This window comes from Xanthomonas phaseoli pv. dieffenbachiae (assembly GCF_008639345.1).
Classification (GTDB): domain Bacteria; phylum Pseudomonadota; class Gammaproteobacteria; order Xanthomonadales; family Xanthomonadaceae; genus Xanthomonas; species Xanthomonas phaseoli.
Window position 1 is genome coordinate 4,099,121 of the sequence record NZ_CP041380.1, and the last position, 25,402, is coordinate 4,124,522.

At 64.2% G+C, this 25,402-nt stretch carries 24 protein-coding genes; 11 read left to right on the plus strand and 13 right to left on the minus strand.

Going from position 1 to position 25,402, the window contains the following annotated elements:
• Window positions 1-3: 3 nt before the first annotated feature.
• The 4 genes from FLG15_RS18215 to FLG15_RS18230 form a co-directional block, all read right to left on the minus strand.
• Window positions 4-3,138 (minus strand): RHS repeat-associated core domain-containing protein, encoded by a 3,135-nt coding sequence (locus FLG15_RS18215; protein WP_209228177.1) that lies wholly within the window; start codon window positions 3,136-3,138, stop codon window positions 4-6.
• Window positions 3,135-5,933, minus strand: a complete 2,799-nt coding sequence (locus FLG15_RS18220) for an RHS repeat protein (RefSeq protein WP_237377054.1) — start codon at window positions 5,931-5,933, stop codon at window positions 3,135-3,137. Before FLG15_RS18220 ends, FLG15_RS18215 begins: the two co-directional genes overlap by 4 nt.
• Before the next feature lie 232 nt (window positions 5,934-6,165).
• Entirely contained in the window at window positions 6,166-6,882 is a 717-nt protein-coding gene (locus tag FLG15_RS18225) for a pseudouridine synthase (protein ID WP_150146970.1), read from the minus strand.
• Window positions 6,879-7,946, minus strand: a complete 1,068-nt coding sequence (locus FLG15_RS18230) for a class I SAM-dependent methyltransferase (protein WP_057679538.1) — start codon at window positions 7,944-7,946, stop codon at window positions 6,879-6,881. Before FLG15_RS18230 ends, FLG15_RS18225 begins: the two co-directional genes overlap by 4 nt.
• Before the next feature lie 286 nt (window positions 7,947-8,232).
• Between FLG15_RS18230 and FLG15_RS18235 the strand changes: the two genes are divergently transcribed.
• Window positions 8,233-8,751: a hypothetical protein gene (locus FLG15_RS18235; protein ID WP_244665205.1), complete on the plus strand. Its 519-nt coding sequence runs from the start codon at window positions 8,233-8,235 to the stop codon at window positions 8,749-8,751.
• Between the two features lie 280 nt (window positions 8,752-9,031).
• Window positions 9,032-9,292: a hypothetical protein gene (locus tag FLG15_RS18240; RefSeq protein ID WP_074053337.1), complete on the plus strand. Its 261-nt coding sequence runs from the start codon at window positions 9,032-9,034 to the stop codon at window positions 9,290-9,292.
• Between the two features lie 437 nt (window positions 9,293-9,729).
• Here the strand turns inward: FLG15_RS18240 and FLG15_RS18245 are convergent, their stop codons facing one another.
• The 5 genes from FLG15_RS18245 to FLG15_RS18265 all read right to left on the minus strand — a co-directional run bounded on the left by FLG15_RS18245 (window position 9,730) and on the right by FLG15_RS18265 (window position 14,658).
• Window positions 9,730-11,067 carry a PQQ-dependent sugar dehydrogenase gene (locus FLG15_RS18245; RefSeq protein WP_150146973.1) on the minus strand — a complete coding sequence of 446 codons (1,338 nt, stop codon included), beginning with the start codon at window positions 11,065-11,067 and terminating at the stop codon, window positions 9,730-9,732.
• An 88-nt stretch (window positions 11,068-11,155) separates the two neighbouring features.
• Window positions 11,156-11,464, minus strand: coding sequence for a DUF3247 family protein (locus FLG15_RS18250; RefSeq protein WP_057679540.1), 309 nt, complete (start codon window positions 11,462-11,464; stop codon window positions 11,156-11,158).
• 331 nt (window positions 11,465-11,795) lie between these two features.
• Entirely contained in the window at window positions 11,796-13,829 is a 2,034-nt protein-coding gene (locus FLG15_RS18255; protein WP_057679541.1) for a PAS domain-containing hybrid sensor histidine kinase/response regulator, read from the minus strand.
• Between the two features lie 105 nt (window positions 13,830-13,934).
• Window positions 13,935-14,225 carry a hypothetical protein gene (locus FLG15_RS18260; protein WP_057679542.1) on the minus strand — a complete coding sequence of 97 codons (291 nt, stop codon included), beginning with the start codon at window positions 14,223-14,225 and terminating at the stop codon, window positions 13,935-13,937.
• Window positions 14,212-14,658, minus strand: a complete 447-nt coding sequence (locus tag FLG15_RS18265; RefSeq protein ID WP_017157450.1) for a hypothetical protein — start codon at window positions 14,656-14,658, stop codon at window positions 14,212-14,214. The genes FLG15_RS18260 and FLG15_RS18265 overlap by 14 nt, the downstream gene beginning before the upstream one ends.
• 249 nt (window positions 14,659-14,907) lie before the next feature.
• On the opposite strand from FLG15_RS18265, the gene FLG15_RS18270 reads away from it, so the two are divergent.
• Complete coding sequence (locus FLG15_RS18270) at window positions 14,908-15,483, plus strand: DUF3016 domain-containing protein (protein ID WP_057679543.1); 576 nt, start codon at window positions 14,908-14,910, stop codon at window positions 15,481-15,483.
• Between the two features lie 219 nt (window positions 15,484-15,702).
• Here the strand turns inward: FLG15_RS18270 and alr are convergent, their stop codons facing one another.
• Together alr and FLG15_RS18280 are read right to left on the minus strand one after the other, a co-directional pair.
• Window positions 15,703-16,800, minus strand: a complete 1,098-nt coding sequence (alr, locus tag FLG15_RS18275; protein ID WP_150146976.1) for an alanine racemase — start codon at window positions 16,798-16,800, stop codon at window positions 15,703-15,705.
• On the minus strand, window positions 16,800-18,089 hold the full coding sequence (locus FLG15_RS18280; RefSeq protein ID WP_057679545.1) for a D-amino acid dehydrogenase: 1,290 nt from the start codon (window positions 18,087-18,089) through the stop codon (window positions 16,800-16,802). The genes alr and FLG15_RS18280 overlap by 1 nt, the downstream gene beginning before the upstream one ends.
• A gap of 148 nt (window positions 18,090-18,237) precedes the next feature.
• Between FLG15_RS18280 and FLG15_RS18285 the strand changes: the two genes are divergently transcribed.
• A complete protein-coding gene (locus FLG15_RS18285; RefSeq protein ID WP_007963043.1) occupies window positions 18,238-18,717 on the plus strand; it encodes an Lrp/AsnC ligand binding domain-containing protein in 480 nt (159 codons plus the stop codon).
• Between the two features lie 133 nt (window positions 18,718-18,850).
• On the opposite strand, the gene FLG15_RS18295 is transcribed toward FLG15_RS18285, so the two are convergent.
• A complete protein-coding gene (locus FLG15_RS18295; protein WP_017157446.1) occupies window positions 18,851-19,279 on the minus strand; it encodes a hypothetical protein in 429 nt (142 codons plus the stop codon).
• 240 nt (window positions 19,280-19,519) lie between these two features.
• Here FLG15_RS18295 and msrB point away from each other — a divergent pair, with 240 nt between their 5' ends.
• The 6 genes from msrB (at window position 19,520) to FLG15_RS18325 (ending at window position 24,097) form a co-directional block, all read left to right on the plus strand.
• Entirely contained in the window at window positions 19,520-19,984 is a 465-nt protein-coding gene (gene msrB, locus FLG15_RS18300) for a peptide-methionine (R)-S-oxide reductase MsrB (protein WP_057686955.1), read from the plus strand.
• 346 nt (window positions 19,985-20,330) lie between these two features.
• Window positions 20,331-20,840, plus strand: coding sequence for an MliC family protein (locus FLG15_RS18305; protein WP_150146981.1), 510 nt, complete (start codon window positions 20,331-20,333; stop codon window positions 20,838-20,840).
• 97 nt (window positions 20,841-20,937) lie between these two features.
• A complete protein-coding gene (gene motA, locus FLG15_RS18310; protein ID WP_003489127.1) occupies window positions 20,938-21,792 on the plus strand; it encodes a flagellar motor stator protein MotA in 855 nt (284 codons plus the stop codon).
• Between the two features lie 10 nt (window positions 21,793-21,802).
• Window positions 21,803-22,960 (plus strand): flagellar motor protein MotB, encoded by a 1,158-nt coding sequence (gene motB / locus FLG15_RS18315; protein WP_057679305.1) that lies wholly within the window; start codon window positions 21,803-21,805, stop codon window positions 22,958-22,960.
• 241 nt (window positions 22,961-23,201) lie between these two features.
• Entirely contained in the window at window positions 23,202-23,804 is a 603-nt protein-coding gene (locus FLG15_RS18320; protein WP_150146984.1) for a hypothetical protein, read from the plus strand.
• A gap of 8 nt (window positions 23,805-23,812) precedes the next feature.
• Window positions 23,813-24,097, plus strand: a complete 285-nt coding sequence (locus FLG15_RS18325) for a DUF4031 domain-containing protein (RefSeq protein WP_057679307.1) — start codon at window positions 23,813-23,815, stop codon at window positions 24,095-24,097.
• A 313-nt stretch (window positions 24,098-24,410) separates the two neighbouring features.
• Here the strand turns inward: FLG15_RS18325 and FLG15_RS18330 are convergent, their stop codons facing one another.
• A complete protein-coding gene (locus FLG15_RS18330) occupies window positions 24,411-24,962 on the minus strand; it encodes a DUF6630 family protein (RefSeq protein WP_057679308.1) in 552 nt (183 codons plus the stop codon).
• Between the two features lie 165 nt (window positions 24,963-25,127).
• Between FLG15_RS18330 and FLG15_RS18335 the strand changes: the two genes are divergently transcribed.
• Entirely contained in the window at window positions 25,128-25,394 is a 267-nt protein-coding gene (locus tag FLG15_RS18335; protein WP_057679309.1) for a DUF3297 family protein, read from the plus strand.
• The last annotated feature ends 8 nt before the right edge of the window (window positions 25,395-25,402 follow it).

A 25,402-nucleotide genomic window follows, 5' to 3' on the forward strand; every position in this document is an offset into this window, starting at 1 on the left:
TTTTCATGGAATATCCTTTATCACAATATCGCCTGCCGCTTCCGCTTGACGAAGTGGGGCCGAAAGTTTTGCGCCGGGCCTCACGTAGAGATGAAAATCAAATCCCTTGAGCTTTGCGTAATCAACATAGTCTCTTAGCTGCCTAGTATAGTCTAGGGACTGCGTGTTCTTAACTTCGCTGATTGTCCTGAGATCTTTATTCAAGCCGTCAGCTATTCGAAGCCTTCCATTTACGACAAAAAATCCTTTCCCACCAATATTGTATGTGGCTCGTACGGCATCCTCGCCCATCCTACCAAGCCTGACCGCCATCAAGCCGCCGCCCGCCAGCTTGAAACCAGCCCCTTCCGGCATATCGAGCAACGGGTACCAGAGATCGTGCGCAATGGCACCAAAATCTGTGACACTTCCATCACCCGTCAGCCAGTTCCTGTCGGTGAAGGCGGAGATAAATCCATTGCCTGCGTTCGTCGATTGGTGGCTTCCCGCTGATGCACGCTGTGTGCCGCCACCCGAACTTCCGGAATAGGCGCAGATATTCGAGCCTGTTGGCTTTTCACAACGTCCATCCGGGTCGGTGAATCTGTAGGGATTGTTGGCCGCATACCAATAGCGATTGAAGTTGCCTGCACTTGCCGCGTCGACAGCCATCGCGTCCACCGACAAAAACCGCGGAATCGTCGGATCATAGAACCGCTGCTGCATATAGATCAGTCCGGTCCCCCCATCCATCGCATGGCCGGTATAGCCAATGCCATCGACCGTCTTGCCGATCGCCGCGCCGTAGGGTTCGTACTGCGTGCGCTCGACGACCTGCCCGGCCGCGTTGGTGGTCGCTACCGGGCTGCCTAGTGCATCGGTGTGCCGGTAGGTCACGGCGCCGTTGCTGCGGGTGGCCAGCAGGCTGCCGGACAGATAGATGTACTCGACAGCGCCCTGCCCGCGCCGTTCCTCGTACAGCAGCTGTCCGGCCTTGCCGTAGAGCGCCTTCAACCGGCTTCCGGCCGTATCCAGTGCATTGGTCCGCAGGCCCTGGGCGTCGTAGCGATAGGTTTCCTTGCCCTGCACCTCGCGCAAGCGGTTGCCATAGTCGAATGTATAGGCCTGCGCATTCTTCTGGCGCAAGTTGCCTTGGGCGTCGTAGCTCAGCCCGACGATGGTCGCTCCGGCATCGTCGAGGACATTGGTCAGCCGCTGGTTGGCGTCGTACCAGTAGTTGTGCTGACGCACCCCGGCCAGCTTGGCCGAGGTGATGTTGTCCAGACCATCGTAGGTGTACCGATAGGTCTGGCCACCACCGAAATTCGGCGAGGTCGCCGAGATCAATCGGTCCAGGCCGTCATAGCTCATGCTGCGGCTATAGCCGTCGCCCTGTTGCTGGTCGAGGATGGCCGTCACGTTGCCGACTTCGTCGTAACGATACTCGTAGGCGCTGACGTTGGCATCACGGACGTGGAACGGCATCTGTCGCGCGTTCAATTCCAGCGAGTGGATGACGCCATTGCCGTAGGTGAACTGGCGCAACGCACCATTGGCGGCGTATTGCAGGCCACTGGCATAGAGCGTGCCGGACGAGTCGCGCACGGAGGTTGGCTGCCCCAACGCATTGGGAGCGTAGCTGACCCCGAGGCCGGTCGGATAGGTCTGGCTGGCCAATTGTCCATTGGCATCGTGGCCGTAGCCAATACTCCAGGTGTAATCCGGTTGCTCAACCGATTCGCTGGTCAGCAGGCGTCGCTTGTTGTAGGCATAACGATTGGTCACCAAGACCGTACCGCCAGCATTCGAGGTGGTGACCTGCAGCGGGACGCCATCAGCCGCGTAATGCAGTTCCTGGTCACCATTGCGATCGGGAAATTTCAGCGTGGTCATGCGCCCCAGCGCGTCGTAGCCGCGGTCGACACGCCGCCCGCTGGAATAGGCCGCGTCACGGTCGCACGAACCAGGGTCGGGGAGGTTCAATCCGGTCGCCGACCAACTGAGATTGCCGACGCTGTCGTACCCGATAACGGTGGCGCCGGTTTCCGGCTCAATGGTCTTGCACAAGCGCTGCTGTGCGTCGTACACGTAGCGACGTGTCTCCGACAACGGCGGCGGCATCCGCGGGATCAGGAACTTGCCCGAGTTACCGAGCAAATCGTTCGAACCGCCCACGGGCGACAAGCCATAGATGAAGATCGCCTGCTCGGGATGGGACGCACGCACGGTATCGCTGATCGGAATCGCGAAACGGGAGGCGCTGCCCGACGTCTGACACGCCGAGGCGACGGCGGGTTCGCTGGCGAGATTGGACGTCGCCGCGACGATGAACGTGCCCGATTGCCATTCTCCCCCAGCGTACAGATGCACGCCGATGGACGGCGCCCAGCCACTGGAACATGCCCAGCCTAGGATCTTGTAGCTTCCGTCACCAACTCTCGACAATCCGTCGATACTCCCACGGATGACCGATTGCGTGATCGAAACCGAGACAGCCTGGGAGTTTCCGGTATTGCCATTATTGTCTGTGGCGACCGCGGTGATCGTATAGGTCCCTGGCCCGACGTTGCCCCAGGTGACCGTATACGGTGCAGACGTGGAGGCACCGACCGAACTGCCATTGGCGAAGTATTCCACTCTCGCTACGCTACCATCGCTACCATCGCTACCATCGCTACCATCGCTATCAGCGGCATCGGCGGTCAAGGTGACCGTCGCCGGGCCGATGAAGGGCGCGCCCGTCGGCGAGCGCAGTTGCACGGTGGGCCGCAAATTCCCGGGGGCCACGACATGGACGGTACGCACAGGCGTGGACTGGGTTGTCCTCTTATCGGTGCGCACTGCGGTGGCACGGAACTGATAGTCCCCGGCAGGAAGGTTGGAAACCACCTTGGAGATCTGCCCGGCACCGGAACTATAGGCGATCGCCCTGCCGTCATGGTAAAGCGTGACCTGACCGATCGGCAAGATGTCCAACGCCTCGGCAACGACGTTGATGGATGCAGGCGCCGTGAAGCTGGCGTTGTTGCCTGGCGACTGCATGCTGATGTAGGTCTGCGCCAGGACAGGCCCGATCACGAAGGCGAGTAGCACACCAAGCCAGCGACTGGTCCGGTGAGCCATCCGCGGCATGCGCGACTGCGATATCTGCTGGCTCATTGCGCCGGCCCTCCGCGGTCGATTTCGGTGGGTTTGCCGAACGCGTCCCTGACAATGCTTGTGGAGACTCCCTCGGGCCGATCGATCCGTACTGGCCAGTCGTAGCTAGGGGCATCGTAAGCCTGGAACCATTCGGTTTGTTGCCGCCCCTTGGGGTCGCTGGTTTGTCGCTTGAAACCATCAAGGTAGGCGATGCGGGTGACAAGCAAGCCTAGCTCGGAATCCTGCGAAACCGATGTCTGCCGCCCAAGCGCGTCGTACTCGAGCCAGGTTCCGCTAGCGATGCTGCTAGCATTCGCTGGGTAGGACGTGAACACCGTCCTACCCTCGGTGTCGTAGCCGAATCGCTGGAAGCGCTGGGTTCCCGCCTGATCTGAGACATCGTATTCAAGCACCAGCGATGGTCGCCACAGGGCATCCAAGTAGGTCAACTTGCGTTGGTTACCGGTACTGGTGGTCTGCCGCCAATGTCCGGCGCCGATGCCGTATTCCTCGCTCCCCACCTGCTCCATTAGCTGCCGGGTGGCATTCCAGGCCACCGTGTCGCCGTCGGGATAGGTCTGCAGGATCATCCGCCCCATTACGTCGTAGTCGAAGGTACTGGCGACTCCATTGACGTCGATGGATGTGCGAATCCATCCATTGTCGTCAACGCTTGCCGTTTCCACTGAGCCGCTCGGCTGATCGGTGGTTGCAGGGTGCTGGATGCGTTGTGGTACACCGCGCTTCCAGTTGGACATGAGCGTCGTAGCGCCGTTTGCATCGGCAAAAAATGCCAGGGTGCCGTCGGTATTCCAGGCCAGCCGGTGCTTCAAGGCGCCAAAAACATATTCCTCTGACGGCAACGCGTTGGCATCGTAGGATGCGGTGTACATCGAGACCGCGTTAGGTGTTCGCTGCGTCAGCGACGCAGTCTTGCCAATCACCCATAGCGCTGGCTGATCGAAATAAGTCGTGTCCTCGCTTCTGGAATAGCCTAGCGAGCTGGTCTTTTCCGTACGAAGCGGTCGGGCGAATGCATCCAGGCAGTAAGGACCTGTGCCGCAGCCCGTGGCGACCTGCCAGGTGAAGGATGCTCCGTCCTGCGTCACGGTCTTTCTGATCATGGGACGCACGTAGGCAGCCGACGGCTCATCCCCGCCCGGAAGAATCCCGTAACTGGACGGGAACGTATGGCCTGCTACTTCCTCTTCTCCCAGAAAATCGCGCCGCTCTTGCCGCAGCACCGTCGTACCGTTTGCTGCAAGAGTTGTGACGGCAAGCATTCGGCCTTCATTGAGCCCCCAAAGGACACCGAACTCATATGCGTCGTACTGACCGCCAGGCTGCAACACCCGGACAATCTTGGATCGAGGACAGGTCTCGGCTGGGCAATGGCCGGCGACGGGCTGACGGGTGCCCCAGAGGGGATAAGCCTTTTGTCCATAGTCGTACTTCCAGGTCATGGCCTGGGCGATGCCCGGACCGCTGATGGTCTTTGAGACGAGGCTGAAAACATCGTGGAAATTAGCCAGTAGCAGCTGGTAATTGACGCTTTCACCGGAGCTTGCCGGAAGTGGCTGACAGTTGCTCAAACGAACGCCGCTGCGGTAGTGGCGTAAATGCGAGAAGGAGAATGTCGCCACAGCCGACGACGGATGCGTGACCGTGACAGCGTATTGGCCGTCAGCAACATCGGGCCCGCCACAGTTGGCAGTGATCGCAGCGTCCCAAGCTTGGTACAGGATGGTCCGGCTTCCACCGTACTGATACTGCCAGCGCGCCTGATCCGGCTGCAGGACAGCGGCCAGATCGCCGTTTGCATCGTAGTGATACGTCCAATCCCTACCGTTGGTTGATGCGCGGATCAGGCGCTCGCCATCATAGGCAAGGATAATCGCTCGGCCGTCGCTTGCCGAGATCGATGTGGGGTGGCCGTTACCGTTGTAGGTGAAGGATACGTAGTTGCCGAATCGATCCTCAATTCGGCTAGCCAACAGGTAGACAGTGACCCGCGGCACCAGTGCGCTGCCAGCGCTAATCACACCGGAACTGCGTTCGACTCCCACGTCGAAGGTGTACTTGATGCCGGCTGCAGTAGTCATCACGAAGCCCTCGCCGGGATAGCCATTTGCAGTGGCGCCTTTGCATGAAAAAGCATCCGTGGCCGATGTGGTCCACAGATGTGCGCCCCCGTCAGATGGTGCGAGCGGCGAACCGTCGAGAATCAGCAGCTCGTGATCGCCACGCCCGGGAATATGTACCGAGTTTCCATGCCAAACATCGCGATACTTGACGCTGGACCGGACAGCCGGGTAGAAGACCGCCGAGCAGCGGGCCTTCGGACGATTCAGGATATCCGTGTCCCACTTATAGGCCGCATCGAACGTACCACTGATGGAGGGCACATCTATTTCCCAATTTCCCAAGCCGGCGTATTCCTTGGAGAAGTCGCCCTGCGGTTTGGGCTTGACGATAAGCCGGCGAGCTAGCTCCACTGGCAAAGCATCGTTGCCTCTCAGCTGGATATCGACGTTGCGAAACGCAGTCTGCCCGTCAAACAGACTGACGCTATCTCCCATCAAATCGTCGCCCAGCGCGGGCGTCTTCTCTGTCGCTCTGACGAGCTTGGCGTACTCGACATAGGGCTCGATCGCATTTTGCGCCCTGGCGGTACCTGCAACGCTGCCCAAGACCATTCCCACGAATACCAATCCAATGCGCATCGCCCACGATGACGCGCAGCAAAATCCATATTGCATAGCCGCCCGATCCTGAATGTTGAGGTCCCGCACGGCCCCCTGAAGGAAACTCACGCCGTATCGGTGGCGAATTATTATCAGATCAGTCGAACAAAGTCATCTCGGCTCAATCGACGTGGTGACAGGCATTACTCACGAAAGATAAAGACCATAAAAATCATAGCCATACTCGCGCACTGCCTTTATAGGCAAGCAACGGAGAAGGGTATCGAAAAAATACCTGGTCCCTGGACCACCCATCCAGAGATGGCATTACAGAACTGTACGCCCCGAGCGAGAACTGTCACTATTGCTGAACTAGTTGCCAGCCACACAATATCTCCAGGTCGCCAGCTTCCAGCGCACGCCATTGCCCCGACGGCAAGCCCTCCAGCGACAGGCCACCGATGCGGCTGCGGTGCAGCGCGACCACATGGTTGCCGGCGGCAGCGAACATGCGCCGCACCTGGTGATAGCGACCTTCGTGCAGGGTCAGCCGCGCCTGGCGTGGGCCAAGCACCTCCAGTTCGGCCGGCAGCAGCGGCTTGGTTTCGCCCTCCAGCAGCAGGCTGCCGCTGGCGAACAGCGTGGCCTCCTCGCCACGCAGGTCCTCGGCCAGGGTGATGTCGTACACCTTGTCCAGCGCGGATTTGGGCGAAATGATCCGATGCAGCAGCGCGCCGTCGTCGGTCATCAACAACAGGCCGCTGGTCTCGCGGTCCAGCCGCCCCACCGGCGCCAACACCGGCGCACGCAGGCGGAAACGTGGCGGCAGCAATTCGTAGATCAGCCGGCCGGTGTCATTGGTCGAGCAGGTGTAGCCGCCGGGTTTATGCAGCAACAGGCTCAAGCCCGCCGGCGGATCGAGCGGTTCGCCATCGATGCGGATGGCGTCGTGCTCCACCTGGTCGTCGGCATACAGCACCTCGCCTTGCGCATCGGTGATCGCGCCCTGCCGGAACAGCTGGGTGACTTGCTTGCGGCTGCCGTAGCCGAGATTGGCGATGTGTTTGACCAGCTTCATGGGCGCGCCCCGCGGCCGCGGGTCGCCGCGATCAGCTTGAATCCATCGCGTTCGGCAGCCACGCGCACCTGCCCGAAACTGTCGTTGAGCACCTGTTCGTAGGGTAGATGCCGGTTGGCGACCAGCAGCAGTTGCCCGCCCGGGCACAGCGCCTGTGCGGCCACTGCAATGAAGCGCTGCCCGATGTCCGGGCGGTCGGCACGCGACGGCGTATGGAACGGCGGGTTGCTGACGATGAAATCGTATTGCCCCACCAGCCCGGCCGTGACATCGAGCCAGTGGTAGTGCAGCTGCGCCGGATGCGTGATGTCCTGCAGATTGCGCCGCGCCAGCGTCAACGCGCGCGCCTCGGCTTCGTACAGATCCAGCGCGGCGACCTTGGGACAACGCGCCAGCACTTCGGCCGACAGATACCCGAAACCCGCGCCCAGATCGGCGCCATGGCCGGCCAGCGTGGTGGGCAGATGCTCGACCAGCAACGCAGAAGCGGGGTCGATGCGATCCCAGGCAAAGACCCCGGGACGGCTGACAAAGCGGCCGTCCAGAATCTTGCGTGGCGCATCCAGCGCGGCCCAGCGGGCCTGCAGCGTGGCATCGGTGCCAGCCGGCAGCGGCGCGCTCCAATAGGTGCGGCAGTGGTACTTGGTCAGGCTACCGGCCAGCCCGGTGAGCTGGCGCAGATCCGCTTCCCCCGAGCGTGCGCCTTCGTTGTTGGACTGGCAGGCGACCACGCGGCCACCGGGTGCAGTCAACGCCACCGCACGTGCGAACAGCGCACGCGCCTCTTCGCGCTGCCGCGGGGGCAGTACCAGCACCAGGGCATAGCGCGTGCTGTCGGCCTCGATCTCGCTTTCTTCGCGCACCGTCCACCCGTTGCGCTCCAGCGCTTCGGCAAACGGACGGAAGCTCTGCTCGCAGGTCAGCGTCTGGGTAGTTGCCCGCTCGCGCAGCGGAAAACCGTCGCGCGCGCGCAGGAACAAGACCGGTCCTTCCGGCCATGGCAGCGCGCCTTGAGCAAAGGGCAGAAACAGCGCTTGAAGCGGGGCGTCGTGCGGGCCAGCCATCGGATCATCGGGTCAGGGACAGGCCGTCATTGTAAAGGGAGCGGTGGGATCACACCGCCTGCTGGGATTGCGTACTGACTGTCCGGCCTGAAAGGGGAGCTTTGCGAAGCATCCAAAACAATCCCATTGGATGCCAATTGACAAACGATGGTGCTGCGCGGAGCGCAATAATGCGATAGGCATCTCCTGATTCAATCTCACCCACAGGCTGCGCTCGAATGGCTGACCGACGCGTGGAAGGCATCTTCAATCAGTGCATTGACAGCGCCAAATCAAAACCCCACGCTTGAGCTCGCAGGAAGACCGTCGATCATCAACAGGAATGCTGGATATGAGATATAGGAAATATTTCGGACTGTTTTCCATGGCACTACTTTTGGGGACATCCGCGCATGGTCAGAATTATCGTGCGGCGACGGCGCCATCCAGCTCGATGACAACAACGCAGAAAAGTTTATATCGCGCCGGATCTAACGAATCGCAATCCATCATCGCTTGGATCAAGCAGCACTCACCAAAGTATCCGCCGCTGTTACCGGCAAGTAGCTTGAGTGTCTCCCGCAGCATCGTCTCGACCGGATTGATGCGTATTCAGTCCGGGCCGGATGGTCCACCGGTTCCTTTGCCCGCCAGCGGCGTCCCCGGCGAAAAAATCACCATCCGCAACGAATTTCCTGGCGGAGCATTTGAACAATGGGATTACGAATGGGCTGGTCAGTCGGGTGGATCATGGCAACTGACAGGCTACCAATTCAGTGCACCGACAAATAAAGGCGACAACGACAATCCGCGGCAGCCTTTCTGATTTCTTGTACTCCGCATAATCGTCAGCCAGCTCCTCTGGCTTGTTTGAAGAGAGGGGCTTGGGGATATTGGCAGACGCTCAGTTGAGGTCGAGCATTGCGCCCAGAGTCTGCGCTTTAGTCAACTCCGCAACTTGAAAATCGGCCGTCTTGCTTCCCCCGCCATTGCAGGGAGCGCCGTGGTCATATTGCCTGCTGGTCGCCGCGTCTACACAGGTTATTGATGCGCACGCAACATTCGCCCGCCTAGGCTGGCATCCAAGCCCACAGCGGAGAGACGCGATGCGAGCCTTGTTCGTAGGAGGAGTTGTCGACAACAGCGAGATGGATCTGGACGACACCCCGCCACCGATGCACTACCCCGAAAACACTGGCGCCGGCAGACCCCGCTACCGCCTGCACCAGATTGGCGAACGTGGCGATGGCACGGTGGCCTACGCGGTGTATGGCGCCCCGGAAATGGCCGACGAGGACATCACTCGCATTACCGAAGAGCGTGGCTACGCGCGGCGCTTCAGTGCCTCGCCGGAGGCACCCCGTTAAGGGCGAGGTACTCGATGCGGGCGCCTGGAACCTGCTCTGCCGCACGCGATGGAGCATGCGTCAGGCGCCCTCGATCAAAGCGCGCATAGGTCACTGCCGACAGGCTGCACGTGAATTGACCAGACGCTTGCTCGGTTTTGCGTCTATCGGATGGGGTCAGCCCGACCACTGATATGGGTTCGCTTGCGGGCAACCGTACTTTCCGGCAATACCCCGGTGCTGCGCTTCCGACGCCGCGTGTTTCGAGTTGCAGCCTGCAGCGCAGGGCAGCGGCGCGGTTGAGTGGTTTTCAGCACGGTGAACGCAGGCTGCGCACGGCACCCTCAGCTACTTTCGGGGCCCCCACTACAAGACACCCAGGATAATTCGTGGGAGAGGTGTGTCTCCCACCGCAGCTGGGATTGCCTGCTCTCCTGCGCAAGCGGTCGCATGCGGGCTCAGCGCGCCTTCGGCGTCACCCGCCAGATCACATTGCCTACATCGTCGGCCACCAACAATGCGCCGCGACTGTCCGGCGCCACGCCCACCGGGCGGCCCTGTGCATTGCCTTCGGCATCCAGGAATCCGTCCAGCACCGTGATCGGCGGGCCGTTGGGCTTGCCGTCGGCGAACGGGACAAACAGCACCTTGTAGCCGCTGGGCGGGTCGCGATTCCACGAGCCGTGCTGGCCGATGAAGGCGCCCTGGCGGAAACGCTCGGGCAGCAGGCTGCCGCTGGCGAAGCTCAGGCCAAGTGATGCGGTGTGCGGGCCGAGCGCGTAATCGGGCTTGATCGCCTTGGCCACCAGGTCGGCATTCTGCGGTTTGACCCGCTCGTCCACATGCTGGCCGTAGTAGCTGTAAGGCCAGCCGTAGAAGCCGCCGTCGCGCACCGAGGTCAGGTAGTCCGGCACCAGGTCGCTGCCGATTTCGTCGCGCTCGTTGACCACCACCCACAGCGATTTGCTCTGCGGCTCCCACGCGGTGCCCACCGGATTGCGCAAGCCGCCGGCGAAGACGCGGCTGCTGCCGGTGGCCGGGTCGATCTCCAGGATCGCCGCACGATTGAGCTCGGCTTCCATGCCATTCTCGGCCACGTTGCTGTTGGAACCGACGCCGACATAGAGCTTGCTGCCGTCCGGGCTGGCCAGCAGCGACTTGGTCCAGTGATGGTTGATTCCACCGGGCAGATTGGCGACGAAGGTCGGCTTGGCGGTGAGATGCGTATCGCCGGGCTTGTACGGAAAACTCACCAGCGCATCGGCGTTGGCGACATAGAAACGGTCGCCGATCAGCGCCATGCCGAACGGCGAAAACAGGCCGCTGACGAATTGCGTGCGCACCTCTGCCACGCCGTCGCCATCGGCATCGCGCAACAAGGTGATGCGGTTGGCGCTCGCTACCGCAGCGCCGGCCTTTTTCATCATCGCGCCCTGCACTTTCTTGCGCAGCCCGCCGCCCGCTTCGGCATCCTCGGGCTTGGGCGGCTCGGCGGTCTCGGCCACCAGCACATCGCCGTTGGGCAGCACGTAGATCCAGCGCGGGTGATCCAGATCGCGCGCAAACGCGGCAACCTGCAGATCGTCGGCCGCGATGGGCTTGGCATTGGCTGCCCAGCGTTTGACCGGCGCCACCTTGACGGTGGGAATCAGGCGCTTCACCGGCTCGGGCAATTGCGGGTCCGGCCCGGTCCCCTGTTCGATCGCCAATGTTGCCGTATCGCCGCACGCGGCGAGGACGGCCAGCGCCATCAGCGACAGCGGCCAGCGAGCGAACTTCAATCGGGATGCATTCATTGCGGCCAAGTCCTGGACGGTTGCGTCAGCCAGCGATCATGCCGCCAACGCGAGGGTGAGAAGTAAACACACCGTCAACACGCCGCCGTCACGGCATGACTTGCGGATCGGCGCCCAGCAACAACGGGTGCACCGCCACGATCCGGTCCATCCAGATCCACTGCGGCTCCTGCGATGCATCCAGCTGGTCCAGCCGCAGCTGACCGTTCAATCCTTCATTGTCGTGTTCGTCCAGATAGGTCTGCAGGCTTGGGCGCACGGCGACCGTGCCGCTGATCATGCTGCCGTCGTCGAGCTCGATCCGCACACGCTCCTGACCATCGAGCAGGGACACCCAATGTTCGAGTGTGGCGATCTGGACATGTTCGGAATAGACGTGCGGGGCGTACTTGGGCATTGCGCGATCTCCATGAGCTGAGCGCACCACGCTAGGCCAGCATGCGTGAAAGAGGCAGAAAGCGCGTCGTGTGACGGGTGATCGGCATCGGCGCGGCAGTGTCGCCACGCATGCGTACGCATCGGTCTTCTACCGCGACCATGCTGCGCCCGTGGTGAACGGCGCATCCACCACACCATCGTGTTGGTCGCAGGAGGATCGGGTGTCTTGGGCAGATCAGCGGCTCATGGAACGAGGCCGGGTAGGTCATCCACACACGCTGCTGCGTCGCCAACGCATTGCCTCACCAGCCTGCAGTCACCCGATACGCGGCGGTGCCACCGCGCATCGGTTACTCCACCGCCTGGCGCGCGGCACGCACGGCCGTGACCAGTTGCGCCACGCTGTAGGGCTTGGCCAGATGTTCCTGGAACCCGGACTCCAGCGCGCGCTTGCGGTCGTCTTCGCGGGCCAGGGCGGTCACTGCCACTGCCGGCAATGCGGTGGCATCCAGCCCGAGGTTTTCACGCACCGTGCGGATCAAGCCATAACCGTCCATGCCCGGCATACCGATATCGGTCAGCATCAGATCGAAGCGTGCGTGGCCACGATGATCGATCAATGCCAGCGCATCGGTGGCGCTGCCGGCGGTGACCACTTCTGCGCCCTGCTCTTCCAGCAGACGCCGCAGATAATCGAGCATGTCCGGTTGGTCTTCGACCGCCAGCAGGCGCAGGCCGTTGAGCGCACGCGCTTCAACGATCTGTTCGGACAACAGACGCCGCCGCAATTCGCGGCGGGGGCGCTTGGCCTGGTCGGGAATGTGTTCCGGCAACCGCACGGTGAAGGTCGCGCCCTGGCCACGGCCGCCACTGGTGGCACCAACCTGGCCGCCGTGCATTTCCACCAGCTGTTGCACGATGGCCAGGCCCAGGCCCAGGCCGCCATGCTGGCGCGTGGTGGTGCCGTCGGCCTGGCGGAACCGACCGAACAGATGCGGCAGGAATTCGGCTGCGATGCCATCGCCGGAGTCGCAGACCGATACCACCAGGTGCCCGTCGTCGCGCTCGATTTTGACGTCGATACGACCATGTGCCGGGGTGAACTTGATCGCGTTGGACAGCAGGTTCCACAACACCTGCTGCAGGCGCGTGGCATCGCCAAGCACCAGGCAGGGCGTGGGCGGCACCTGCAGCTCCAGTACCTGGTCCTTGCCTTCGGCAGCCAGTTCCTGGGTGTTCAAGGCTTCGCGCACCTGCTCGACCAGATCCAGCGATTCGACTTCCAGCTGTACCTTGCCCAGCAACATGCTGCTGAGATCGAGCATGTCGGAAATCAACCACTTCTGCGCACGTGCGCTGCTGGCGATCACCGACAGCCCCTTGTAAAACGGCTGGCCTTCTTCGACCCGCTGCAGCAGCAACTCGCTCCAGCCCAGGATGGTGGTCAGCGGGGTACGCAGTTCGTGCGAGAGCGTGGCCAGGAACTCGTCCTTCAGCCGCGCCATGCTTTCGGCCTCGTTGCGCGCGCTGCGCTCGGATTCCAGCAATTGTTCGCGCGCCAGTTCGATCTCGCGCTGCTCGGTCACGTCCGGGCTGCTGCCGGCCAGGCCGATGAAACGGCCATCGGCCGAATAGCGCGGCGTGGCGGTCATTTCGATCCAGCGCCACTGCCCATCATGGCGGCGCGCACGCACCAGCGCGCGCAGCCCGCGCTGCTCCTGCAGCGATGCCACCAGCTCGAACTGGAAGGTCGGCAAGTCGTCCGGATGCAGCAGTTCGCTCCACGCCGACACCGTACCGCTGGAAATATCCAGGCCAAAAAATTCGCCATACGCACTGTTGACGAAGCGCACGACGCCCTGCGCGTCCAGCACCCAGACCGGCATCGGCAAGCCGTCGGCCAGGGCACTGAAGCGCGCCTCGCTCTCGGCCAGTTCGCGCTCGACGCGTTTGCGCTCGGTGATGTCCATGAACAGGACCGCCACCCGCGCCTGCTCCGGCTGGCCGACCCGGAACGCATCCACCGAATACCAGCGCTTGAGCGCCTTGGCCTGCATTTCGAAGTGGATGCGGTTGCCGGTACGCGCAACATGGCCGTAGCGGTCGAACCATTCCTGCTCGTGCTCCGGGAGCATGCCGCGGACGGAGACGTTGAGCGCGTTGGACAAACCGGTGTAGCGCTCGAAGGCGCCATTGGTGGTGCGGATCACATAGTCCACCGCCTGCTCGCCGTCGAACACCATGTCGATGACGCAAAAGCCAGCATCGATGTTGTGGAAAATCTCGTGATACATCGCCGGGTCCAGAAACGGCTCGGCGATGGCGGCCGGCAGGGCGGCAGCAAGCGTTGGGTTGGAAGGAGGAGTGCTCAAATCGGAAACCACGGATGCTGCCGGAGCGGATGACGGGCAGATGAAACCACGCCCGATGTCGTCAGCGGGTGCACGCCCGGCCGGGCAAGTTCACGCTTTCGTTGCGCAGCCCCGGGTTCACCACAAGGTGGTGGCAGCGAATCCGATGCAGGCTGCCAGCACCACGATGCCGGCGATCACGCCGCGGAACACCCATTCGCCCTCGCGACGCAGCTGTGCGTCCATCCAGCGTTGCGCTTCTTCCCGCCAGGCGGTGGACCGTGCGTAATCGGAATCCAGCAGCAACAGACGCACCCGCGCCACCCCCAATTTCGCGCATTCCGCGCGGCAGCGCTGGGTGAAGCCGTCTTCCCCGCTGGCAATCTCCGCGCCGACCGGCAATTGCAATTCGAGTTCATGCCTGGACATAACGGGGACGCTCCTGATCAAGCTCATGTTCCAGCGCCATGCGCGCCAGTTGGGTGTAGTTGGCACGCGGACCTTGTCCACGGCCGGTGAGCATTCCCTGGTAGTCCAGGTCATGCCAGACCCGGCCGGTCCACTCCACGCAGTCTTCGGCAATGACCAGCATCAACGAGTAGCGGTACTCCAGGCCATTGGCCGCGGTGTAGGTGTAGACCGGGGGGAACTGCACGGCCACATCCACCTGGCGCGCCAACGCGGCCAGATGCTCGCGCAGCGCCGCGCGCGGGTCGTCATTCGGCTCCAGCTGCAGCGCGCGCGTGGCCAGGTCCAGGTCGACCTCGCTCTGCAGTGCCACGAAGGCAGCCGCACCGGAAGCGGGGTTGTGACCGTGCTGCTTGGCCCAGTCGATGAATTGCAGTCGCACGTCCGACGGCATGTGTGCCGGCGCCGAAGACGCTGATTTTGTGCGGTAAGAGTGGGTGTCCATGCTGGCGATCTTCCTGGCTGTGCCGTGAAGCGCGGGCGCAGGCGCAGTGAACCCACCGTCATGGCGTTTGGCAGCCGGATTAACCGCGCGGCAACGTGGTCGCAAGCCCAGGCGTGCAGCGCGTTGCGGGCGCTGCTAGGCACCCCCACACTGCGGGAACAGCCGGTACACAACGTACCTTCCGCTTGGAGGCTTTCGATGAAACTTTCCAATCTCTCCGGCGCCAGCCTGCTGCTGGCTGGCTTGCTTGCCGCGACCGGTGTGCAGGCGGGGGTGCGCAACGTCACCGACCCCGATGCACCGCGCGCGCTCAGCAGCGATGGCAAGGTGGACGTGCGCTGGACCGACCCTGCGCAGTTCTCCGAGATGCGCTTCAGCGGCAACCGCTGGGAGGCGCAACGCGGCGATTGGGTGACCCAGCTGGCAACCCACTTCCAGCAGAGCGCAGCGCGCCAGTTGCCCGATGGCCAGCACCTGAGCGTGACCATCACCGATATCCGCCGCGCCGGCCAGTACGAGCCCTGGCACGGGCCGCGCCTGCAGGACGTGCGCGTGGTCAAGGACATCTACCCGCCGCGCCTGAGCTTCACCTACACGCTCACCGGCGCCGATGGCCGCGTGATCGACCAGGGCGAACGCAAGCTGGTGGATTCGGCCTTCCTGATGAGCGGACCGCGCCTGACCGACAGCGACCCGCTGCGCTTCGAGAAGGCGATGATCGACGACTGGGTGCGCAAGCAGTTCCGCGGCGATCGCAATACCGCCGGGTTGTGAGTTACCGCTGAAAACCCCTTTCCGGTCGGGAGAAAGCGGTTGGGGCGAGGGTATGGCGCGAAGGTTGTGAGCCGCCGCTAAAGTCTCTCCCCCTGTGGGAGAGGGATTGGGATGAGGGTACGGGGGCGCAGCACACGTGGCATTCAAACTGCACGCAGCTTTGCTCGCCCCTCATCCGGCACTACGCGCCACCTTCCCGCGATGGGAGAAGAGATGCCGCTATGCTGAAATCTTGCCCACTGCCGCCTCACCCACATAGATCCGCGGCACCCGCTTGAGCCCGCACAGCAACTGATACGCGCTGACGTTGCATTGCGCCGCCAGCGCGCTGACCTGCGGCGCATCGCCCCATAGCTGCACAGGCGTGCCGATGTCGGCCTGCGGGTGGTCGGTGAGGTCCACGGTGAGCATGTCCATCGAAACGCGACCGATCAACGGGCAGATCTGCCCGTCCACCAAGACCGGGGTGCCGTTGGGCGCGAATTGCGGGTAGCCGTCGGCATAGCCCATCGCCACCACGCCCACGCGCGTCGGCCGCTGCGCAACGAAGCGGGCGCCGTAGCCCACCGGCTCGCCGGCCGGCAGATCGCGGACCGAAATGATGCGCGAGCGCAGCGTCATGACCGGACGCAGTTGCGCGGTGTGCTCGGTGTGCTGCGGAAAGGGATTGGCGCCATACAGCATCAACCCGGGACGCGACCAGTCGTTGCGCAGCGCTGGCCAGCCGAGCAGGCCGGGCGAATTGCGAATGCTGGTTTCCGCACGCATGCCGCCAGCGGTGAGCGCGAAGGCCACCGCTTGCTCGTCGGTGCGACTGCAGTCCAGCTCGTCGGCACGTGCCAAGTGGGTCATCAGCACCAGCGAGGCGATCTGCGGCAGTCCGCGCAGGCGCAGCCAGGCGGCGCGGAAGTCCTCCGGCGACAGGCCCAGCCGATGCATGCCGCTGTCCATCTTCAACCACACGCGCAACGGCCGCGGGCTCTGGAACTCGGCCAGCGCGCGCACCTGCTGCGGCGTGGCCGCCACCGTCCACAGATCGTGCTCGGCGATCAGGCGCAGCTCGTCGTGTTCGAAAAACCCTTCCAGCAACAGGATCGGCGCGCGGATGCCGGCCTGGCGCAGTTCCAGCGCCTCTTCGATGCAGGCCACTGCGAAGCCGTCGGCTTCCGGCTCCAGCGCCTGCGCGCAGCGCACCGCACCGTGCCCGTACGCGTCGGCCTTGACCACCGCCAGCGCCTTGCTGCCGCCGAGGCGCTTGGCCAGGCGGTAGTTGTGGCGCAATGCCTCCAGATCGATCGACGCTTGCGCAGGACGCACTACGCGGCCTCCCGCTGCGGGCGCGCGCTGCGCGGCGACAGGTAGCGGAACACATCCAGGCCTTCGGTATCGATCTCGGGCGTGCGGCCCTGCATGAGGTCGGCCAGGTAGCGCCCCGAACCGCAGGCCATGGTCCAGCCCAGCGTGCCATGCCCGGTATTGAGGAACAGGTTGGCGTACGGGGTGGCGCCCACCACCGGGGTGCCATCCGGGGTGGCCGGGCGCAGGCCGGTCCAGAACTCGGCCTGGGCCAGATCGCCGCCGCCGGGGAACAGATCGTTGACGACCATTTCCAGGGTGGCGCGACGACGCGGATTCAGCGACAGATCGAAGCCGGCCACCTCGGCCATGCCGCCGACGCGGATACGGTCGTCGAAGTGGGTCAGCGCGATCTTGTAGCTCTCGTCCAGCACGGTGGAGGTCGGCGCGCGCTGCGCATCGACGATCGGGATGGTCAACGAATAGCCCTTGAGCGGGTACACCGGCAGATGCAGGCCGAGCGAGAGCAGCAAATCGGCCGAATAGCTGCCCAGCGCCAGCACGTAGCGGTCGGCAGTTTCCATGCGGCCATCGATCTGCACGCCGCTGACCTGGCCGCCGGCATGCTCCAGCCGCTCGATCTGCTGCCCGTAGCGGAAGCTGACACCTGCCTGCACGGCCAGTTCGGCCAGCCGCTGGGTAAACAGGCGGCAGTCGCCAGTCTGGTCTTCGGGCAGGCGCAGCGCGCCGGCCATCTGTGCGCCACCGCCGGCCAGGCCGGGTTCGAACTGCGCAATCTGCGCCGGGCTCAGCAGCTCGTACGGCACGCCGTACTGGGCCAGCACCTCGATGTCCTGCGCGGCCGCATCGAGCTGCTGCTGGGTGCGGAACAACTGCGTGGTGCCAAGCTGGCGGCCTTCGAATTCGATGCCGGTCTCGGCGCGCAAGGCGTTGAGGCAATCGCGGCTGTAGTCGGACATGCGCACCATGCGCGCCTTGTTCACCGCATAGCGCTCGGCGGTGCAGTTGCGCAGCATCTGGCTCAGCCACGCCAGCTGGCGCAGGTCGCGGGTGGGGCGGATCGACAGCGGCGCGTGCTGCTCGAACAGCCACTTGACCGCCTTGCCGGGCACGCCGGGCGCGGCCCAGGGGGAGGTGTAGCCGAACGACAGCTGGCCGGCGTTGGCGTAGCTGGTCTCCAGCGCCGCCGCCGGCTGACGGTCGACCACGGTCACCTCGCAACCGGCCTGCGCCAGGTACCACGCACTGGTCACGCCGATGACGCCGCTACCGAGAATGAGCACACGCATGTCGTTCTCCTGAAAAGGGCATTCCCCCACAACCACGCGCCGAGGGGGATAGTTAGACGCAGTATATTGCGAGCCAGGCAGTGCCATTTCTGGAATCGGCACGGCTTTGCAGTGAAACTTCCTGTCAAACCCTGCCGAGGCAAACCCCATGAGCACCCGCGCCCGCGAGCTGGACAAGATCGACCGCAAGATCCTGCGCATCCTGCAGCAGGAGGGGCGGATTTCATTCACCGAACTGGGCGAACGGGTAGGCCTGTCGACCACGCCCTGCACCGAGCGCGTGCGCCGGCTGGAGCGCGACGGCGCCATCACCGGCTACTACGCGCGGCTGGACCCGCACTACCTCAAGGCCAGCCTGCTGGTGTTCGTGGAGATCAGCCTGGCCTACAAGTCCGGCGACATCTTCGAAGAATTCCGCCGCGCCGCGTTGAAGCTGCCCAACGTGCTGGAATGCCATCTGGTCTCCGGCGATTTCGACTACCTGCTCAAGGCGCGCATCAGCGAGATGGCGTCCTACCGCAAGTTGCTCGGCAGCACCCTGCTGACCATGCCGCATGTGCGCGAATCCAAGAGCTACATCGTGATGGAAGAGGTCAAGGAGACGCTAGCCTTGCCGATCGCCGATTGAGCGGGGATTTGGGATTTGGGATTTGGGATTTGGGATTTGGGATTTGGGATTTGGGATTTGGGATTTGGGATTTGGGATTTGGGATTGGGGATTGGGGATTGGCGGTTGGCGCCAGCAGATCGCGCCGCTGCTGTCAGCGCACCACGCGCATGCCATCGCCCGCCGGTACAGCGTCGTAGTAGCGGCCGGTCTTGGTATCCAGCACCCGGTTGGCGCCGGCCGGCTGCATGCCCTGCAGCAGGCGGCCATTGCGGTCGTAGACCATCGGCTTGGTCGGCGCCACCTGGCTGCCGGCAGGCGCGACCGGCGTTTGTGCCGGCCCATGCGTGGGGATGCTCGGCGCGACCGGGCGTTGCCCCAGTTGCGAGGGCACGGGTGCGGCGGCAGGCGCCGGCTGCAGCGCGCGCGGCGGCGTCACCGTGGGCTGGACGGGCGTTGGCGTGGTGATGGGCTGCAAGCTCGTGGATGAGCGCGTGGTGGTGGCCGACTGCGCCGCCACCGCGCCGGTCATCGTCAGTAGGACGCACAGCAGAACGCGGCGGCTTGATGCGTGGATCGCCATGACAGGCACCTTGCATGTTCGAGGGTCATGCAGTGATTGGGGCGAGGTGGCGCTGCGGCAATGCATGCGACCGGCCGGGGGATGAACGCTTTTGCAAGGTGGTTGCAGTGCGAAGAAAGGCCGACCCTCCGCCGCAGTGGCGGGCCATTGGCTGCGTCTTAGCGGTTGAACCACCCCGACACTGCCCACATCACGGAAGCAGGCGCCGGCACCCCGCTGGCGAGCGCATGCGAGAGCCCCATGAGCCAGTTCGATCTGACCCCTCCCTCCCCCGCCCAACGCGATGCCCTGATCGCCGGGCTCAGCGGCGAGGAACAGCGCGTGCTGCTGCACCATGGCACCGAAGCGCCGTTCTGCGGGGTGTTTCTGGACAACAAGCTGGACGGCGTCTACACCTGCCGGCTGTGCGGCCTGCCGTTGTTCCGTTCCAGCGCCAAATTCGAATCCGGCACCGGCTGGCCGAGCTTCTTTGCGCCCTACGCCCCGGCCCATGTGCGCGAGATCCGCGACACCAGCTACGGCATGATCCGCACCGAAATCGTCTGCGCGCGCTGCGACAGCCACCTGGGCCATGTGTTCCCGGACGGCCCGCCGCCCACCGGCGAGCGCCACTGCCTGAACTCGGTCTCGCTGGGCTTCACCGAAAACGGCCAGGCGCTGCCGAATCCGCTGCAGCGCCAAGGCGCCGAAGCGCAAGCGGCCTGATGGCGCCGCGTCTGGGCCACTGCCGCTGCGGTGCCTGGGAGGTAGTCGACAACGCCTGCCTGCGTTCTTGCACGTCATGACAGGCACCGGGTGCAAGCGGTTCGCGCCGGCATGCCGATGTTCAGATCGCTTGCCGGCGCGAGAACCTCAGCCAAGGCTTGATCTGCACACGAGCGGCCACATGCAGGCGACGTCCCAGCCGTAAAGCGGTCGCGTGTTTAGTCGTAGGCAGGCCTTCCCGGCCCCGACGCGCCCGATGCAAGCGCTCGGGCGGCGCCAGGACTGGCACCCCAGGTCCAGCCCGCCGCAGACACGGCGGCCATCCGAACCAGGCAGGAGTACGCAGATGCACACGTCCTCATCCCTGATGCTCACCGGCCTGCTGGCGGCCGCACTCGCCGGCTGCAGCGCAGGTAGCCCTCCCTCGTCAACGCAGACGGCCAAGCCCGCACAAGCGCAGCCAGCCGGCCTCCGACCCGACGCGCGCCCGCTCGCCACCGGCACTGGCACTGGCACTGGCACTGGCACCGATGCCAGCGTGACCGGCCCGCTGCCGCGTCCGGCCAGGACACCCCCTCCAGCGGCGGCGGCCGACCCCACGCTTGCCGCGCAGACGGTGGCCTGGCGCTGCGGCCCGCGCATGGTCGCGACACGTTTCGACGCGGCCACCGATGCCCTGCAGCTGACTCTCGAAGGCCGCAGGCTGGTGCTGCTCAGTGCCCAGGCGGCATCCGGGGCGCGCTTTGCCGATGCGCAGGGCAACCAATTCTGGGAACACGCCGGCGAAGCGACACTGTCGCTGGCAGGCGGCGAGGCCATCAGATGCGTGCATGAGACCGCCATTACAATCGGCTAGACATTCAGCTACAGCGCACGTCTTCGCGCCGTGCGCTTCAAGAATCGGCCGCGCAAGCCGAAACCACTAGCAACCCCAGTTTGCTTCCGGCTGCGCCATGCTCATCATCGTTGGCTTCATCGTCGTCATCGTCAGCGTCCTCGGCGGCTACGTGCTGTCGCACGGAAAGCTGGGCGCGTTGTGGCAGCCGTACGAGCTGATGATCATCGGTGGCGCGGCCTTGGGCGCGTTCCTGGTCAGCACGCCGGGCAAGATCGTCAAGGAAACCCTCAGCGGCATCATGGGCGTGTTCAAGGGCCCGCAATACAAGTCCGACGACTACAAGGACACCCTGAGCCTGATCTACGAACTGTTGAACAAGGCCCGCCGCGACGGCTTCATGGCGCTGGAAGACCACGTCGAAAAGCCGCAGGACAGCACCATCTTCGGCAACTATCCCAAGGTGGTGGCCGACCATCACCTGCTGGACTTCATCACCGACTGCCTGCGCCTGATGATCGGCAGCAACATCGAGCCGCACGAGCTGGAACCGCTGCTCGAACTGGAACTGGAAAAACACCATCACGAAGCCCTGGCGCCATCGCATGCGCTGAGCAAGGTCTCCGACGGCCTGCCCGGCTTCGGCATCGTGGCCGCGGTGCTCGGCATCGTGATCACCATGGGCTCGATCGGCGGGCCGATCGAAGAGATCGGCCACCACGTCGGCGCCGCGCTGGTGGGTACCTTTCTCGGCATCCTGCTGGCCTACGGCTTCGTCTCGCCGTTGTCGGCGGCGATGGAAGCGCGTGCCGAGCAGGACGGACGCATCTACGAAGCGGTCAAGACCGCGCTGCTGGCGTGCCTGCGTGGCTACAACCCGAAGATTGCGCTGGAGTTCGCGCGCAAGACCCTGCCCTCCAATGTGCGTCCGAGCTTCGGCGATTTCGAAACGCACCTGAAGACGATCAAGTAGGGCCGCGGTCATGGCCGAGGCCAAATCCACCGTCATCATCCGACGGGTCAAGAAGGTACAGGGCGGCGGCCACCATGGCGGCGCCTGGAAGGTGGCGTTTGCCGACTTCGTGACCGCGATGATGGCGTTCTTCCTGGTGCTGTGGCTGATGGCGGCCACCACCAAGGAACAGCGCGCGGCGATCTCCGAATACTTTCGCAACCCCAGCCCGCTGTCCGGCAAGTCGCCGGCGCCCTCGCCCGGCATGAACGGCCCCGGCGGCGCCAGCACCTCGATGATCAAGCTCGGCGGTACCGCCGACATGGCCAAGGGGCAGAAGGACGAAATGGGCCGCAAGCGCGACAACGCGGCCGACACCGACGTGGACAGCCGTGCCAAGGACAAGCGGCGCCTGGAAGCGCTGATGCAGGACCTGAAGGAGGCCATCGACAAGAGCCAGGCGCTGGAGCCGTTCAAGGACCAGTTGCTGCTGGACCTCACGCCCGATGGTCTGCGGATCCAGATCGTGGACAAGCAGAACCGCCCGATGTTCGACATCGGCCGCGACCAGCTCAAGCCGTATACGGTGGCGATCCTGCGCGAGCTGTCCAGCTTCATCAACCAGGTGCCCAACCACATCAGCATCACCGGTCATACCGACACCACCGCCTACAGCAGTGATGCCGGCTACACCAACTGGGAACTCAGCGCCGACCGCGCCAATGCCGCGCGCCGCGCCCTGGTGGCCGGGGGCATGTCCGATGCCAAGGTGACGCGTGTGGTAGGGCTGTCCTCGTCGGTGCTGTTCGACAAGACCGATCCGCAGAACCCGATCAACCGCCGCATCAGTATCGTGGTGATGACCCAGGACGCCGAAAACGCAGCCCTGGCCGGCGCCGGACAAGGCGTGGCGTTGGGCAAATCGCTGCACGATGCCGACACCCAGGTGCCGGACCTGAGCGGCGCCGCGGCCACCGGCACCGCCACCGTGGGGACGCCTGTCGAAGGCGCAAAGCCAGACGCGGCCCCGCCAGTCGCCGCTGCCGCGGCTGCGCCCCCGGCTCCGGCCCTGGCATCGGCAGGCACTGCTGCTGCGCGTCCGGCAGGGCCACGCATCTCGTCCAGCGCGCAGGTGGCCTCTGCCACCGCGCTCGCCAAGGCCGCTGAGGCGGCGGTGGAGAAGCGGTAACCCAGGCCGGCAGGCTTGGTGGCGCTGGCCGGGATTTTCCGGATTCGCCAGGCAATCGACACCGGGCGATGGCCTGCGGCGGTTCGGGCTTGGGGCGTCCTGGTGGCGGCTCTGAGGTCGGTGCCTGCCAAGACGATGCGGCTCCGGCGGCCCGGTCGCATCCACGGGCCAACTCCGCCACGCATCGCATCGTGCGGCGCACGCTCTAGAATGGCCGGCCATTCCCAGCGTCGAGAATACCGTGTCCCGCAATTCCAAGGCCAAGCGCGACAAGCGCAAGAAGCAGCAGCCCAAGCGCCCCTTCGTCCGTCTGGGCCAGGCGCCCCAGGTCATCAATCATGCCGTGCTGCAGGACGCCGAAGGGCGCGTGGTGGCCGCGATCGGCCTGCAGGGTGGCAGCGAGTGGATGCTGTCGATCGGCGGCCAGACCATGGGCAGCGCCGACAACCCGGTCCCGATGCTGGCCATGCTCAAGCACCTGGCCAACCTGCAGGAAGCCGAAGGCAAGACCATCTCGCTGGAATATTCGACCCAGCTGCAGCAGATGATCGACGACCTGGCCGCCGACGAAGGCCAAACCGCCGAGGAATACCTGACCAAGCTGGTGGCCGAGTTCCAGAACGCCGATGCCGACGAAGACGGCGACGCGGAAGACGCGGCATCGGACGCCGGCACCGGCACCGGGGCCGATGCCGGCGACGCTGCGGCTGACGGCGACACTGGCAGCGCCACCGACAGTGCTGCATATACCAGCGACGAGGCTTCCGACACTGCCGAGGAAGCGACAGACGAGGCAAGCGGCGACAGCGCCGGCAAGAAGCCGAAGAAGTCCAAGAAGGCCTGACCCGGCCGATGGCCGTCTACGTCGACGATGCGGTGCACCTGTGGCGCGATCAGCGTTGGGCGCACCTGCTCGGCGATACGCTGGACGAGCTGCATGCCATGGCGGCGCGGCTGGGCATTCCCCGCCGCGCCTTCCAGAACAAACTCAGCGGTGCGCACTACGACGTGCCTGCACCGCTCCGCCTTGAGGCCATTGCCCTGGGCGCCATCCCCATCTCCCGCCACACCGACCGCGCCCTGCTCAAGGCCTTGATCGCCAATGCGCGGGCGCAGGCGCGGGGCGAGGTGGCGTGAATCGGGAATCGGGAATCGGGAATCGTAAGAGCGGGGTCGTCGTGGGCTGCGCGCTCGTCAAGGGCGCTTGCATGCGCTGCGGTATGCTCGAGAAAGCCCGATACAAAGCGCTTTTACGCAAGAACGTCTTGGTGTAGCAGCCCCTTTCGTTTCACGTTCCGTCTTTCAAACCAATGCGATGCAGCTGCGGCAAAAAACTGCGTCAGTTGCAGTGACGGCGCATTGCACACAAAAAGCCACCCTCATACAGCAAATGGCTCGGGACCCGCTCTTGCGATTCCCGATTCCCGATTCCCCACTCCCGATTCCCACCTCAGAACGCCTCGTTGCCCAGCCGCACTTCCACCCCCAGCAGCGAGGTCAGCGCCAGCATGGCGTCGTCGTCGCGACTGAGGGCGACCCAGCCGGCGTAGGCGTCGCCGCCGGTGTTCCAGTTCCACAGCGAGTAGCCGTGCTCGCGCAGGCGATCGAACGCCACCGCCATCAAGTCGGGGACCTCCAGGTTGCCGGCGAAATCTTCGTCGTCCAGGTCGCCGCCCCAATCGATGCGCAGGTTCCAGCGCGCACTGAGTTCGTCGATGGCGGCGATGAACGAATCGGTGTCCTTCCAGTCGACATAGAAGCCCGAGCGCCAGTCGATCACGTCCTTCAGCGCCCACAGCCAGGCGTCGTCGCCTTCGTCGCCATCGGTGCCGGCCTGCGTTTCGCGCCAGGCGTCGAATTGGGCCAGCGCGGTGTCTTCGTCGCCGGGGTTGATCAGCACCAGCAGGTTCCACACCCGCGCCGGATGGTCATCCACATCGTCTTCGTCGCCCTCGGGCTGCAGGCCTTCGTCGTCTTCGTAGTCGGCACTGTTGTCAGGCATTGCGGTCTCGTTTGCTGGAGTGCAGGGTCGGAAGTGTGAGGCCTGACGGCGCGCAAGCAAACCGATGCGCGCACGTCGCTGCGTCGCCGGGGCTGGTCTTCCCGGCGCAGGCCCGTATCCTGTGCGGCCGAAGACGGCTATCCCGGCCGCCATGACGCCTTTCCCATGAGCGATACCCCTCCCGATCACCTGGCCATCGACGCACGCAGCCCGTTCCATAACGCCGATGCCCTCAACCGCGGCGTCGGCGTGCGCTTCAACGGCATCGAACGCGACAACGTGGAGGAATACTCGGTCAGCGAAGGCTGGATCAAGGTGCAGGTCGGCAAGGCGCGCGACCGTCGTGGCAACCCGATGACGATGAAGATCAAGGGCGAAGTGGTGGCCTACTTCCTGGACACCAAGCACGACGCCAAGCCTGCTGCCGAGTAAGAGCGGCT

What these genes read in the sequence shown, in the direction of transcription:
- FLG15_RS18240 (WP_074053337.1), top strand. Translation starts at nt 9,032, where the DNA reads ATGCGAGCCTTGTTCGTAGGAGGAGTTGTCGACAACAGCGAGATGGAT.
- FLG15_RS18245 (WP_150146973.1), bottom strand. Translation starts at nt 11,067, where the DNA reads ATGAATGCATCCCGATTGAAGTTCGCTCGCTGGCCGCTGTCGCTGATG.
- FLG15_RS18285 (WP_007963043.1), top strand. Translation starts at nt 18,238, where the DNA reads ATGAGCACCCGCGCCCGCGAGCTGGACAAGATCGACCGCAAGATCCTG.
- FLG15_RS18305 (WP_150146981.1), top strand. Translation starts at nt 20,331, where the DNA reads ATGCACACGTCCTCATCCCTGATGCTCACCGGCCTGCTGGCGGCCGCA.
- FLG15_RS18335 (WP_057679309.1), top strand. Translation starts at nt 25,128, where the DNA reads ATGAGCGATACCCCTCCCGATCACCTGGCCATCGACGCACGCAGCCCG.
- motB (WP_057679305.1), top strand. Translation starts at nt 21,803, where the DNA reads ATGGCCGAGGCCAAATCCACCGTCATCATCCGACGGGTCAAGAAGGTA.
- FLG15_RS18230 (WP_057679538.1), bottom strand. Translation starts at nt 7,946, where the DNA reads ATGGCTGGCCCGCACGACGCCCCGCTTCAAGCGCTGTTTCTGCCCTTT.
- motA (WP_003489127.1), top strand. Translation starts at nt 20,938, where the DNA reads ATGCTCATCATCGTTGGCTTCATCGTCGTCATCGTCAGCGTCCTCGGC.
- FLG15_RS18250 (WP_057679540.1), bottom strand. Translation starts at nt 11,464, where the DNA reads ATGCCCAAGTACGCCCCGCACGTCTATTCCGAACATGTCCAGATCGCC.
- FLG15_RS18225 (WP_150146970.1), bottom strand. Translation starts at nt 6,882, where the DNA reads ATGAAGCTGGTCAAACACATCGCCAATCTCGGCTACGGCAGCCGCAAG.
- FLG15_RS18270 (WP_057679543.1), top strand. Translation starts at nt 14,908, where the DNA reads ATGAAACTTTCCAATCTCTCCGGCGCCAGCCTGCTGCTGGCTGGCTTG.
- FLG15_RS18260 (WP_057679542.1), bottom strand. Translation starts at nt 14,225, where the DNA reads ATGTCCAGGCATGAACTCGAATTGCAATTGCCGGTCGGCGCGGAGATT.
- msrB (WP_057686955.1), top strand. Translation starts at nt 19,520, where the DNA reads ATGAGCCAGTTCGATCTGACCCCTCCCTCCCCCGCCCAACGCGATGCC.
- FLG15_RS18330 (WP_057679308.1), bottom strand. Translation starts at nt 24,962, where the DNA reads ATGCCTGACAACAGTGCCGACTACGAAGACGACGAAGGCCTGCAGCCC.
- FLG15_RS18280 (WP_057679545.1), bottom strand. Translation starts at nt 18,089, where the DNA reads ATGCGTGTGCTCATTCTCGGTAGCGGCGTCATCGGCGTGACCAGTGCG.
- FLG15_RS18265 (WP_017157450.1), bottom strand. Translation starts at nt 14,658, where the DNA reads ATGCCGTCGGACGTGCGACTGCAATTCATCGACTGGGCCAAGCAGCAC.
- FLG15_RS18215 (WP_209228177.1), bottom strand. Translation starts at nt 3,138, where the DNA reads ATGAGCCAGCAGATATCGCAGTCGCGCATGCCGCGGATGGCTCACCGG.
- FLG15_RS18325 (WP_057679307.1), top strand. Translation starts at nt 23,813, where the DNA reads ATGGCCGTCTACGTCGACGATGCGGTGCACCTGTGGCGCGATCAGCGT.
- FLG15_RS18295 (WP_017157446.1), bottom strand. Translation starts at nt 19,279, where the DNA reads ATGGCGATCCACGCATCAAGCCGCCGCGTTCTGCTGTGCGTCCTACTG.